Raw genomic sequence first — 12,030 nt, forward strand, 5'->3', positions numbered from 1 at the left:
TTCCAGGAGCCGATCCGTCGTCAGGCGGGTCGGCTCCTTCGCGTGCGCTGCACGACCGTCCCGCTGCCGCCGTCTTCACCGCGGCCGACCTGACGGCGCTGGAGCGGGAGCCCGGCGTTACGTCGAGTTGGAGCCCTCGGTCCCGGTCCGGCTGACGGAGGCTGTGGTGCGTCCCCCGCCGGTGGGGGCGGGGGAGAGGGCGGTGCGTCTGCGGGTGCTCGCAGGGGCCGACATGGCGCAGGTGCGTGTGCACCTCGCCGGCGTCCCCGTCGTGGTGGAGGGGCGGCTGGAGAGCAGGACCGGCTTCCGGGAGCTCGCGGGGGCGTACGGGCTCTCGCCGGTGGAGGCCGGCGCGGACCGCAGGCGCGCGCTCCTTGCCCGGCTCCGGGAGGGACTGGACGGCTTCGCGGCGCTGCTCGGCTCCGACGCCGGCGGCCGTGCGCACGGCGAGAGGTGAGGACGGAATCCGTTTCGCGCCCGCGGTGTTCTCCTCGGTACGATTCTCCGCGCGTACGACGCTCGTCCTACGCTTCGCACAAGAGTCAGGAGAGACCGGTGTCAGATGTCCGTGTGACCGTCCTACGCGATTCCGAGCGGGAAGAGCGCGTGGTGACGACGGGCACGACGGCCGGCGAGCTCTTCGAGGGCGAGCGTGCGATCGTCGCGGCGCGGATCGGCGGCGAGCTGCGGGACCTCGCCCACCCGCTGGCGGAGGGCGAGGAGGTCGAGCCGATCGAGCTCGCGAGCGAGGACGGTCTCGCCATTCTGCGCCACTCCACCGCACACGTCCTGGCCCAGGCCGTGCAGGAACTCTTCCCCGACGCGAAGCTCGGCATCGGCCCGCCGGTCAAGGACGGCTTCTACTACGACTTCGACGTCGCCGAGCCGTTCACCCCCGAGGACCTCAAGCGCATCGAGAAGCGGATGCAGCAGATCCAGAAGCAGGGGCAGCTCTTCGCGCGCCGCGTCACCACCGACGAGGACGCACGCGAGGAACTGGCGTCCGAACCGTACAAGTTGGAGCTCATCGGGTTGAAGGGCTCGGCCGCGGACGCGGCGGAGGGCGCCTCGGCCGAGGTCGGCGGCGGCGAGCTGACCATCTACGACAACCTCGACGCGAAGACCGGCGAACTGTGCTGGAAGGACCTCTGCCGCGGCCCGCACCTGCCGAGCACCCGCCTCATCCCGGCGTTCAAGCTGATGCGCTCGGCCGCCGCCTACTGGCGCGGCAGCGAGAAGAATCCGCAGCTTCAGCGGATCTACGGGACGGCGTGGCCGAGCAAGGAGGAGCTCAAGGGATACCTCGAGTTCCTCGCCGAGGCCGAGAAGCGGGACCACCGCAAGCTCGGCGCCGAACTCGACCTCTTCTCCGTCCCTGAGGAGCTCGGCCCGGGGCTCGCGATCTTCCATCCCAAGGGCGGCATCGTCCGCAGGGTCATGGAGGACTACTCGCGGCGCCGCCACGAGGAGGCGGGGTACGACTTCGTCAACACGCCGCACATCAGCAAGGAGCGGCTCTTCGAGATCTCGGGGCACCTGCCCAACTACGACGAGTCCATGTTCCCGCCGCTGGAGTTCGACGGGCAGAACTACCGCCTCAAGGCGATGAACTGCCCGATGCACAATCTCGTCTACCGCGCTCGCGGTCGCTCCTACCGTGAACTGCCGCTGAGACTCTTCGAGTTCGGCACCGTCTACCGCTACGAGAAGTCGGGCGTCGTGCACGGGCTCACCCGCTCCCGGGGCTTCACCCAGGACGACTCCCACATCTACACCACCAGGGAGCAGATGCCGGAGGAGCTCGACAGCCTCCTCACCTTCGTCCTCGGCCTCCTCAGGGACTTCGGGCTCGAGGACTTCTACCTGGAACTCTCCACGCGGGACCCGGAGTCGGAGAAGTTCATCGGCGAGGACTCCGAGTGGGAGGAGGCGACGGAGACCCTCCGCCAGGCGGCCGAGAAGCAGGGGCTCGAGCTGGTGATGGACCCCGGCGGTGCCGCGTACTACGGTCCGAAGATCTCCGTGCAGGCGAAGGACGCGATCGGCCGCAGCTGGCAGATGTCGACGATCCAGGTCGACTTCCAGCAGCCGAAGCGGTTCGAGCTCGCCTACACGGCGGCCGACGGTTCGCGCCGGCAGCCGGTCATGATCCACCGTGCGCTCTTCGGCTCCATCGAGCGGTTCTTCGCCGTCCTGCTGGAGCACTACGCGGGCGCCTTCCCTGCCTGGCTCGCACCGGTGCAGGCCGTCGGCATCCCGATCGGCGACGACCACGTCGCGTACCTCGACGAGTTCGCCGCAGCGGCGAAGGCACAGGGGCTGCGGATGGAGGTCGACTCCTCGGCGGACCGCATGCAGAAGAAGATCCGGAACGCGCAGAAGGCGAAGGTGCCGTTCATGGTGATCGCCGGAGACGAGGACGTGGCGGCCGGCGCGGTCAGCTTCCGTTACCGGGACGGCTCGCAGAAGAACGGCATCCCGCAGGACGAGGCGATCGCGGAGATCGCCGACGTGGTGGGGCGCCGCGTCCAGAACTGAGCAACCCCGAGGGGCGGTCCGGGCCGGGCCGCCCCTCGTCGTGTCCGGGCTCGCGCGCCGAATATGCTGGCCGGCATGACGAGCGAGCCGGAGCAGCAGATCGGGGTGGGGACGCCCGACGCGTTCCAGCGCCTGTGGACACCGCACCGCATGGCGTACATCCAGGGCGAGGACAAGCCGACGGGACCCGGCCCCGACGACGGCTGCCCTTTCTGCTCGATCCCGGCCAAGTCCGACGAGGACGGCTTGGTGATCGCCAGGGGCGCCCAGGTCTACGCCGTGCTCAACCTCTACCCGTACAACGGCGGCCACCTGATGGCCGTCCCCTACCGCCACGTCGCCGACTACACGGAGTTGACGTCCCCGGAGACGACGGAGCTCGCCGAGTTCACCAAGCGGGCGATGACGGTGCTGCGCAAGGTCTCGGGGGCGCACGGGTTCAACATCGGCATGAACCAGGGCAAGGAGGCGGGCGCCGGGATCGCCGCGCACCTCCACCAGCACGTGGTGCCGCGCTGGGGCGGCGACACCAACTTCATGCCGGTGGTGGGCCACACCAAGGTGCTGCCCCAACTCCTCGCCGACACCAGGACGATGCTGGCCGAGGGCTGGCGCAGGGTCTGACGACGCGGCAGGGCCCTGCCGCGTCGTGGCTCAGGCGTCGTACGCGTCGGCCTTCTTCGGCTCCGCCGCCTGCACCTGCCCCCCGAGGCTCAGCGACCTGGCGCCGAAGCTGCTGGTGTCGCAGCCGTGTTCGGCGAGGACCTTGAGGGCTGCGGAGTGCACGACGCGGAGCACCGGAGTGGCGGCACGCAGGGCGTCGTCGGCCATGAACCGGTGGCGCCAGGGCTTGTCGGCCCAGGCGTGCCGCAGGCCGAACGGTTCGGGGAGGGAGAGCTTTCCGCCGAGGAAGTCGAGCACCGGCGGGAACCAGGTGAGCGGGGCGCGCGCGGTGAGCCGCACCACCTCCTTCGCCTCCACCAGCGGCAGGCTGACGCTCTTCGTCTCCCAGAACTTGATGCTCTTGGAGACCTCCTTGCTGGGCGCCGAGGGCTTGGTGGTGAAGAGCGGGTGGACGGGGCCGAGCGCGTGGCCCGTCACCTCGATCCGCAGCGTGTGGTGGAGGACGGTGACCGTGATCAGCATCGTGATCACCAACTGGCCGTCCCAGAGCACGAACTGCACGCCGAGGTAGTGGCGGTCGCCCGCGCCGAACTGCTGCTCGTTGCAGATGCGTTCTATCTCGAACTGCTTGATCCGGTACCCCTCGACCTCCTGCCCCTCCGGCCGGCTCACCGCCTTGGCGCCTTCGCCGATCGGCGAGACGATCCAGTGGCGTATGGAGGGCTTGGGGAAGCCGCCGGTGTGGAGCGGGCCGCGCTCCAGCATCCGTAGCTGGTCGTAGACGGCCTTGGCGATGTCCCAGCTGCGGAAGGGGTAGATCTCGCCGTCCGCCTTGGCGGGCGCCAGCTCCTCGGCGAGCTGCCAGCTCCCCCAGCGGGTGCCCATCCCGAGTATCCCCTTCGGGCCTGCGTAGAAGACGACGTTGCTCGCCTGCTCGGCCGAGACCTTGGCGAGGCCGAGGCGGATGCTCTCGGCGCCCGCGTCGTTCGGGTCCTGGGGGACGGCCTCCGGGATCTTCGCGCCCACCCCGACGCCCCCGCCGAGGAGCCCCGACCATCTGCCGCGCAGGTCCTGTGCGTACCGCTCGCAGATCCGCTTCGCCCAGAACCAGCCGACCACCGGCGCGACCAGCATCAGCCGCAGATACCAGGCCCAGAACCCGTTGAACGGCAGGCTGATCACGAGGAGCACGGCGCCCACCCCGACGACGCCGAGCGCCAGCTTCCCCAGCGCGCCGGCCCGCTTGTTCTGCGCGCCAGCGAGCGTGCGCCGCAGTTGGAAGGCGCCGAGCCACAGCAGCACACCCGGGAGGAAGAGCAGCCCGAAGAGGACCATGACGAAGGTGAGTTGGGTGTCCCGCTGTTTGCGGACGCGGGTGGCGGCGAGGCAGTGCTCGACGACGGTCTGCGGCTCGAGGCCGAAGGACTGGATGAGCGGGGCCCGCGCCCCGCCGAGGAGGCGGGTCTGCACCGCCCGGGAGAACGCCTCGCCGAGGTTGGGCTCGAAGAGCGAGATGCGTGCTTTCTTCACGCTCGCCTCGCTGTTGGCCTCCACCAGCGCGTCGACGGGACCGTCGCGGTACGCGGCCGAGGCGAGCGCCTGCGTCGCCGCCGTCTGCCCGCTGGCACCGGAGAGAGGCACTTGCGCGCCGGGGGAGAAGTCCGACGCGATGTCGTGCTCGCTGAGATCGTCGAAACCGGCCACTTGACCCCCACCACTCGCGCGTTCGCTCGCGTGCGGCCCCGGCGCCGGCCGCAGCCGCGGAGCCTGTCGCGGCTGTCCCTTCCACTGCCCAACTGCCGTGCACCGCACACGTGAGGGAACCGAGCCTACCGGTCGTCAACCCTCGTCCAGGTCGGCTTCGAGTATCCTCGCGGCCTGCTGCTGCGGCATCGGTTCGTGCCTCGCGTAGCTGCGCGAGAAGCGCCCGGTGCCGTGGGAGAGGGCGCGCAGGTCGACGGCGTACCGGCCGAGCTCCCTCTCCGGTACGAGTGCGCTGACGGCGGCGCCGGAACCGTCGGCCGCCTGCCGCGTCCCGAGGACCCGCCCCCGCCGCGCCGACAGGTCGCTCATGACGGCGCCGACGTACTCCTCCCCGACGTGGACCGTGAGCTCCGCGACGGGCTCCAGGAGTCGGACCCGGGCACGTCCGGCGCACTCGCGCAGCGCCAGGGCGCCGGCGGTCTGGAACGCGGCGTCGCTGGAGTCGACGGGGTGGGCCTTGCCGTCGGTGAGCCGCACCCGGAGGTCGACGAGCGGGCGGCCGACGGCAACGCCGCGCTCCGCCTGCGCGCGGACGCCCTTCTCCACGGAGGGGACGAACTGCCGCGGCACGGCGCCGCCCACGACCTCGTCGACGAACTCGATCCCCGCCCCCTCGGCGAGCGGCTCCACCGTGATCTCGCAGACGGCGTACTGTCCGTGCCCGCCCGACTGCTTCACGAGGCGCCCGCGGGCCGACGTGGCCGAGGCGAAGGTCTCACGCAGCGGCACCCGGTAGGGGACGGCGTCGACGTGCACGCCGTACCGCCGGCCGAGCCGCTCCAGTGCGACGTCGAGGTGGGCCTCGCCGAGGCACCAGAGCACCAACTGGCCCGTCTCGGGGTTCTGTTCCAGCCGCATCGTCGGGTCCTCGGCGACGAGCCGGGCGAGCCCGTGCGACAGCTTGTCCTCGTCGGACCTGCCGTGTGCCTCGACGGCGGTCGGCAGCAGCGGCTCGGGCGGCGGCCACGTCTCCAGCAGCAGCGGCGCGCCCCCGGCGGAGAGGGTGTCGCCCGTCTCGGCCGAGGAGAGCTTGGCGACGCTGACGAGGTCGCCGGCGACGGCACGCGCGACCGAGGACTGGCGCGCCCCGAACGGTGTGGAGAGGCCGCCGATCCGCTCCTCGCAGGTGCGTGCCCCCGGTTCTGCGCCGTACGTCGGCCCGGCGACGTGGACGGCGTCGTCGGGGCGCAGCGTCCCGGAGAAGACGCGGACGAGCGAGACGCGGCCGACGTACGGGTCGGTGGAGGTGTGCACGACGCTCGCCGCGAGCGGACCCTGCGGGTCGCACGCGAGTTCAGTCCCGTCGCCGCCCGCGTACGCCCGCGTGCGCAACGGCCTCCGGCGCTGCGGTCCGGGGAGCGCCGCGACGGCGAACTCCAGCAACTCCCGCGCACCGAGCCCGAGCCCGCCGCCCTCGGGTGCGGGGCCGGCGGCGAGGACGGGGAAGAAGCTCCCGCGGGCGACCGCCTCCGCCAGGTCGGCGACGAGCGTGGATTCGTCGCACTCCTCGCCCGCGAGGTACCGCTCCATGAGCGCCTCGTCCTCGCTCTGCTCGATGAGCGCCTCGATGAGCCGCCCCCGCGCCTCGTCGATCCGGGGCAACTGCCCGGCCGTGGGCGTGCGTTCGACGCGGGAGCCGTCGGCGTAGTCGCCGACGCGGCGGGAGAGCAGCCGGGCGAGCGCCGTGGGAGCGCCGTCCGCGGCGAGCGGCAGGTGGAGCGGCGCGACGGCGCCGGGGTCGCCGTCGGAGGGAAGGCTCCGGCACGCCTCCGCCGTCGCCTCGAAGTCGGCCTGCGGGGCGTCGAGATGGGTGACGACGAGGGCGCGGGGGACCGCCGCGCCCTCGCACTCGCGCCAGAGCATCCGCGCGGTGCCGTCCGGCGGGCTCGCGGCGGAGACAACGAAGAGCGCGGCGTCGGCGGCGTGGAGCCCCGCGTGCAACTCGCCTGCGAAATCGGCGTATCCGGGGGTGTCGAGGAGGTTGAGGCGGCAGCCCTCCCACCTCAGCGGCGTCAGCGAGAGCTGGACCGAGCGGTGCTGCCGGTGCTCGGACTCGTCGTGGTCGGAGAGGGCGGTCCCGTCGGCGACGCGGCCCGCGCGCTCGACGGCGCCCGCCGCGAGGGCGAGGGACTCCACGAGGCTGGTCTTGCCGGCACCGCTCGGGCCGATCAGCGCCACGTTCCGGACGGAAGCGGGACCGTCGGCCTCCGCTTCCCTGCCGGCGGCTCCGGGACGTGCGCTCCGCTTCTCGCCCATGGGCCTCCGCCTTCCGGTCGTCGCCTGCCGGACCGCGCCACGCAGCGGCCGGGCCTGCCGTGGACGCCTCGGGCGCGGTGCGCGGCGGTGCGCGGACGCGGAGGGGGCGCACCACGTCGTGGCCGTCTCCGCGTGGCTGCGCTGGAGTTCGAGCTTTCCACCGCGGTGCGGGGCCGTCCATACGTCGCGCACCACCGTCCTGCAGCCCGCGCGCGACGTGCAGTTCACGGCTGTCGCGCCGACGGGGAGAGCGGTCCCTTCGCCGGAGTGCGCAACGGCGTGACTACCATGGGCGCGCCGGTGGCGCCCGCGCCCCGCCGGCCTCCACACGACGTTCGATACGACCACCCGGGACCGTCATGCTGAACAAGTACGCGCGTGCCTTCTTCACGCGTGTCCTCACACCCTTCGCCGCCTTGCTGCTGCGCCTGGGGGTGAGCCCGGACGCGGTCACGCTCGTCGGTACGGGCGGCGTGCTCGCGGGTGCGCTGGTCTTCTTCCCGCTCGGGGAGTTCTTCTGGGGCACCGTGGTGATCACGGCCTTCGTCTTCTCGGACCTCGTCGACGGCAACATGGCGCGGCAGTTGGGCCGCTCCAGCCGCTGGGGCGCGTTCCTCGACTCCACCCTCGACCGGGTCGCCGACGCGGCGATCTTCGGCGGTATCGCGCTCTGGTACGCGGGACGCGGCGACAGCCTGCTCCTCTGCGCCGTGACGCTCTTCTGCCTCGCCAGCGGGCAGGTCGTCTCCTACACCAAGGCGCGCGGCGAGAGCATCGGGCTCCCGGTGAACGTCAACGGCCTCGTGGAGCGCGCCGAGCGGCTCGTCATCACGCTCGTCCTCGCCGGCCTGGCAGGCTTCCACACCACTTTCGGCGTCCCCTACATCGAGGTGCTGCTGCCGGTCGCGCTGTGGGTCGTCGCGGTGGGCAGCGCGGTGACGCTCGGCCAGCGCGTCGTCACCGTGCACCGTGAGGCGGCCGAGGCGGAAGCGGCCGTCGAGACACCCGGTGCCGGCGGACCCGGCGCATCCGAGGGGAGGACCGCGTGAGCGGATGGCAGGACCGGCTCACCTCCGGCCTGTACGGGGCCGGTTGGGCAGGGGTGCGGAAGCTTCCCGAGCCCACGGCGAGACGGTTGGGGCAGCGGATCGCCGACACCGCGTGGAAGCGGCGCGGCAAGCGGGTGCTCCGCCTGGAGTCGAACCTCGCACGGGTGGCGCCCGAGGCGGACGCCGAGGAGCTCGCCCGCCTCTCCAAGGCGGGCATGCGCTCCTACCTCCGGTACTGGATGGAGTCCTTCCGGCTGCCGGTCTACAGCAGGGAGCAGATGGCCGCCGCCGTCGACGCCGACGGGCTCGACGTGCTCACCGAGGGCCTGGAGCGCGGCCGCGGCGTCGTCATAGCGCTGCCGCACATGGCCAACTGGGACCTGGCGGGCGCCTGGGCGGTGAGCCGGCTGGGCATCCCGCTCAGCACCGTCGCCGAGCGGCTCAAGCCCGAGACGCTCTACGACAAGTTCGTCGGCTTCCGCGAGGGGCTCGGCATGGAGGTGCTGCCGCACACCGGCGGCTCGGCGTTCGGCACGCTCGCTCGGCGGCTGCGCGCGGGCGGCCTCGTGTGCCTCGTCGCCGACCGCGACCTCTCCGCTTCGGGCGTCCCCGTCACCTTCTTCGGCGCCGAGGCCCGGATGCCGGGCGGCCCCGCGATGCTCGCGCTGCAGACCGGCGCGGTCCTCCTTCCCGTGACGCTCTGGTACGACGGCACCCCGGTGATGAAGGCGAAGGTGCACCGGGCGGTCGAGGCGCCCGAGGAGGGCGACCGCAAGGCGAAGGCGGCGGCGATGACGCAGTCGGTCGCCGACGTCTTCGCCGCCGGCATCGCCGAACACCCGGAGGACTGGCACATGTTGCAGCGGTTCTGGGTCCCGGACCTGGAGCCGCGGCAGCAGCCGGCGCACGCCTCCGGCGAGCCCGAGGGGGCGTCATGAGGATCGGCATCGTCTGCCCGTACTCCTGGGACGTCCCCGGGGGCGTGCAGTTCCACATCAGGGACCTCGCCGAGCACCTCGACGGTCTCGGGCACGAGGTATCCGTCCTGGCGCCCTCGGACGACGAGACGGTGCTCCCGCCGTACGTCGTCTCCGCCGGCCGCGCCGTGCCCGTCCCGTACAACGGTTCCGTCGCGCGGCTCAACTTCGGGCTGCTCTCGGCCGCGAGGGTCCGCCGCTGGGTGCACGACGGCGACTTCGACGTGCTCCACATCCACGAGCCGGCCGCCCCCTCGCTCGCCCTGCTGACCTGCTGGGCGGCGCGGGGCCCCATCGTGGCCACCTTCCACACCTCCAACCCCCGCTCCCGCGCCATGATCGCGGCGTATCCGATCCTCCAGTCGGCGCTGGAGAAGATCAGCGCGCGGATCGCGGTGAGCGAGTACGCACGGCGCACGCTCGTCGAGCACCTCGGAGGGGACGCGGTCGTCATCCCCAACGGCGTCGACGTCGACTTCTTCGCGCGGGCCGAGCCGAAGCCCGAGTGGCAGGGCACCCCGGACGCCCCGACGATCGGCTTCATCGGGCGGATCGACGAGCCGCGCAAGGGCCTCCCCGTCCTCGTCGAGGCGCTGCCGAAGATCCTCGGCGAGCAGCCGGGGACGCGGCTCCTCGTCGCCGGCAGGGGGGACGAGGAGGAGGCGGTCGCCGCCCTTCCCGCGGGGATGCGGGAGCGCGTGGAGTTCCTGGGGATGGTGAGCGACGAGGACAAGGCGCGGCTGCTGCGGAGCGTCGACCTCTACGTCGCGCCGAACACGGGCGGCGAGTCCTTCGGCATCATCCTCGTCGAGGCGATGTCGGCGGGTGCGCCCGTCCTCGCCAGCGACCTCGACGCCTTCGCGCAGGTGCTCGACGCCGGCTCGGCGGGAGAGCTCTTCACCAACGAGGACCCCGAAGCGCTCGCGTCGGCAGCCGTGCGCCTCCTCCGATCCCCCGCGGCGCGGGAGGAGTTGACCGCGCGAGGCGGCCGCCACGTGCGCCGGTTCGACTGGCAGACGGTCGGCGCCGACGTCCTCGCCGTCTATGAGACCGTGACCGACGGCGCGGCCTCCGTCGCACCCGACGAGCGCACCGGCCTGCGCGCCAGGCTGGGCCTGGCGCGGGACTGAACGGGCGGCCGGACCCCGGGAACCGCGGGGCCGGTCGGGAGAGGACCCGAGACCCATGCCCACCATCACCACGCTGATCTGGATCGCCGTCGTGCTCCTGCTCGTCGGCGTCTACCTGAGCTGGACCGCCGGCCGCCTCGACCGGCTGCACGCCCGCATCGACGCCGCCCGTGCCGCGCTCGACGCGCAACTGCTCCGCCGTGCCTCGATCGCCCAGGAACTCGCCACCGCCGGCGTCCTCGACCCCGCCTCCTCCATGGTGCTCTACCAGGCCGCACACGACGCACGCTCCGCCGAGGAGGAGCAGCGCGAGGTCGCGGAGAGCGAGCTGACCCAGGCGCTCCGTGCCGTCTTCGAGGAGGGCGAGCAGGTCGCGGCGGTCCGCGCGGCACCGGGCGGCGAGGAGGCGACGGGTGAACTCGCCGCGTCCGTACGGCGCGTGCCGATGGCCCGCCGCTTCCACAACGACGCGGTGCGCGCCGCGCGCGCCCTGCGCAGGCACCGCAAGGTGCGCTGGTTCCGCCTCGCCGGACACGCACCCTTCCCGCTCGCCTTCGAGATGGACGACGAGCCGCCGGCCCCGCTCGCCGAGCGCGACGGCAACGGCGGCCGGACGACGCAAGGGTGACACCGGGCGGTCCACGCCCTGCCGATTGGCTCTTTCCGCCGCCGGGCCGCGACGGCGAAGGTGCGGGCCGAGGGCCGGTCCTCCGCCGGTCCGCACCTTCCCAGCGACTCCGAGCGAGGTTCAGCCATGTCCACTCCGTCCACCGCGGCACCTTCGGCCCACGACACAGGCACGGCCCGCGTCAAGCGCGGTATGGCCGAGCAGCTCAAGGGCGGTGTGATCATGGACGTCGTCACTCCGGAGGAGGCGAAGATCGCCGAGGACGCGGGGGCCGTCGCCGTGATGGCGCTGGAGCGGGTGCCCGCCGACATCCGCGCCCACGGGGGCGTCGCGCGGATGTCCGACCCCGACATGATCGACGGCATCGTCAACGCGGTATCGATCCCGGTGATGGCGAAGTCCCGCATCGGCCACTTCGCCGAGGCGCAGGTGCTCCAGGCGCTCGGCGTCGACTACATCGACGAGTCCGAGGTGCTCACGCCGGCCGACGAGGCGCACCACAGCGACAAGTTCGCCTTCACCACCCCGTTCGTCTGCGGCGCCACCGACCTCGGGGAGGCGCTCCGGCGGATCTCCGAGGGCGCCGCGATGATCCGCTCCAAGGGCGAGGCGGGCACGGGCAACGTCGTGGAGGCGGTACGCCACCTCCGCCGGATCAACGGCGAGATCGCACGCCTCACCGTCTGCGACCGCAACGAGCTCCACACCGCTGCGAAGGATCTGCGTGCCCCGTACGAGCTCGTCCGCGAGGTCGCGGAGGCGGGCAGGCTGCCCGTCGTGCTCTTCTCCGCCGGTGGCGTGGCGACGCCCGCCGATGCCGCGCTGATGCGGCAGTTGGGCGCCGAAGGGGTCTTCGTCGGCTCCGGGATCTTCAAGTCGGGCGATCCGGCGAAGCGCGCCGCCGCGATCGTCAAGGCGACGACGTTCCACGACGATCCGAAGGTCGTCGCCGACGTCTCGCGGGGTCTCGGCGAGGCGATGGTCGGCATCGACTGCGACACCCTGCCCGAGGGCGAGCGGTACGCGGAGCGGGGCTGGTGACGCGGGGGCCGGAAGCCGGCGGG

10 protein-coding genes are annotated in these 12,030 nt (G+C 72.5%); 8 read left to right on the plus strand and 2 right to left on the minus strand.

Annotation, left to right across the window (positions count from 1 at the left end; genetic code table 11):
• Positions 1-202: 202 nt before the first annotated feature.
• The 3 genes from UWG_RS34070 to UWG_RS0101630 all read left to right on the plus strand — a co-directional run bounded on the left by UWG_RS34070 (position 203) and on the right by UWG_RS0101630 (position 3,162).
• On the plus strand, positions 203-457 hold the full coding sequence (locus UWG_RS34070) for a hypothetical protein (protein ID WP_016905457.1): 255 nt from the start codon (positions 203-205) through the stop codon (positions 455-457).
• Between the two features lie 98 nt (positions 458-555).
• Complete coding sequence (thrS, locus tag UWG_RS0101625; RefSeq protein ID WP_029391075.1) at positions 556-2,538, plus strand: threonine--tRNA ligase; 1,983 nt, start codon at positions 556-558, stop codon at positions 2,536-2,538.
• A gap of 63 nt (positions 2,539-2,601) precedes the next feature.
• Positions 2,602-3,162, plus strand: coding sequence for an HIT family protein (locus UWG_RS0101630; RefSeq protein ID WP_016905459.1), 561 nt, complete (start codon positions 2,602-2,604; stop codon positions 3,160-3,162).
• Between the two features lie 30 nt (positions 3,163-3,192).
• On the opposite strand, the gene UWG_RS0101635 is transcribed toward UWG_RS0101630, so the two are convergent.
• The gene (locus UWG_RS0101635) at positions 3,193-4,866 is read right to left on the minus strand and encodes a hypothetical protein (protein WP_016905460.1); all 1,674 of its coding nucleotides are present in this window, start codon (positions 4,864-4,866) and stop codon (positions 3,193-3,195) included.
• 135 nt (positions 4,867-5,001) lie between these two features.
• Complete coding sequence (locus UWG_RS0101640; RefSeq protein ID WP_016905461.1) at positions 5,002-7,182, minus strand: elongation factor G-like protein EF-G2; 2,181 nt, start codon at positions 7,180-7,182, stop codon at positions 5,002-5,004.
• A 359-nt stretch (positions 7,183-7,541) separates the two neighbouring features.
• Between UWG_RS0101640 and pgsA the strand changes: the two genes are divergently transcribed.
• The 5 genes from pgsA to pdxS all read left to right on the plus strand — a co-directional run bounded on the left by pgsA (position 7,542) and on the right by pdxS (position 12,007).
• Positions 7,542-8,231 (plus strand): phosphatidylinositol phosphate synthase, encoded by a 690-nt coding sequence (gene pgsA, locus UWG_RS0101645; RefSeq protein ID WP_016905462.1) that lies wholly within the window; start codon positions 7,542-7,544, stop codon positions 8,229-8,231.
• Complete coding sequence (locus tag UWG_RS0101650) at positions 8,228-9,169, plus strand: phosphatidylinositol mannoside acyltransferase (RefSeq protein ID WP_016905463.1); 942 nt, start codon at positions 8,228-8,230, stop codon at positions 9,167-9,169. Before pgsA ends, UWG_RS0101650 begins: the two co-directional genes overlap by 4 nt.
• A complete protein-coding gene (locus UWG_RS0101655) occupies positions 9,166-10,338 on the plus strand; it encodes a glycosyltransferase family 4 protein (RefSeq protein ID WP_016905464.1) in 1,173 nt (390 codons plus the stop codon). The genes UWG_RS0101650 and UWG_RS0101655 overlap by 4 nt, the downstream gene beginning before the upstream one ends.
• 55 nt (positions 10,339-10,393) lie before the next feature.
• Positions 10,394-10,966, plus strand: a complete 573-nt coding sequence (locus UWG_RS0101660) for a membrane protein (protein ID WP_016905465.1) — start codon at positions 10,394-10,396, stop codon at positions 10,964-10,966.
• Positions 10,967-11,092: 126 nt separating this feature from the next.
• Positions 11,093-12,007 carry a pyridoxal 5'-phosphate synthase lyase subunit PdxS gene (gene pdxS / locus UWG_RS0101665; protein WP_016905466.1) on the plus strand — a complete coding sequence of 305 codons (915 nt, stop codon included), beginning with the start codon at positions 11,093-11,095 and terminating at the stop codon, positions 12,005-12,007.
• The last annotated feature ends 23 nt before the right edge of the window (positions 12,008-12,030 follow it).

This window comes from Streptomyces xiaopingdaonensis, from assembly GCF_000262345.1.
GTDB classification, from domain to species: domain Bacteria; phylum Actinomycetota; class Actinomycetes; order Streptomycetales; family Streptomycetaceae; genus Streptomyces; species Streptomyces xiaopingdaonensis.

Excerpts from the sequence above, each read along its gene's own strand:
- UWG_RS0101630 (WP_016905459.1), top strand. The coding sequence starts at position 2,602 with ATGCTGGCCGGCATGACGAGCGAGCCGGAGCAGCAGATCGGGGTGGGG.
- UWG_RS0101640 (WP_016905461.1), bottom strand. The coding sequence starts at position 7,182 with ATGGGCGAGAAGCGGAGCGCACGTCCCGGAGCCGCCGGCAGGGAAGCG.
- pgsA (WP_016905462.1), top strand. The coding sequence starts at position 7,542 with ATGCTGAACAAGTACGCGCGTGCCTTCTTCACGCGTGTCCTCACACCC.
- UWG_RS0101655 (WP_016905464.1), top strand. The coding sequence starts at position 9,166 with ATGAGGATCGGCATCGTCTGCCCGTACTCCTGGGACGTCCCCGGGGGC.
- UWG_RS0101660 (WP_016905465.1), top strand. The coding sequence starts at position 10,394 with ATGCCCACCATCACCACGCTGATCTGGATCGCCGTCGTGCTCCTGCTC.
- pdxS (WP_016905466.1), top strand. The coding sequence starts at position 11,093 with ATGTCCACTCCGTCCACCGCGGCACCTTCGGCCCACGACACAGGCACG.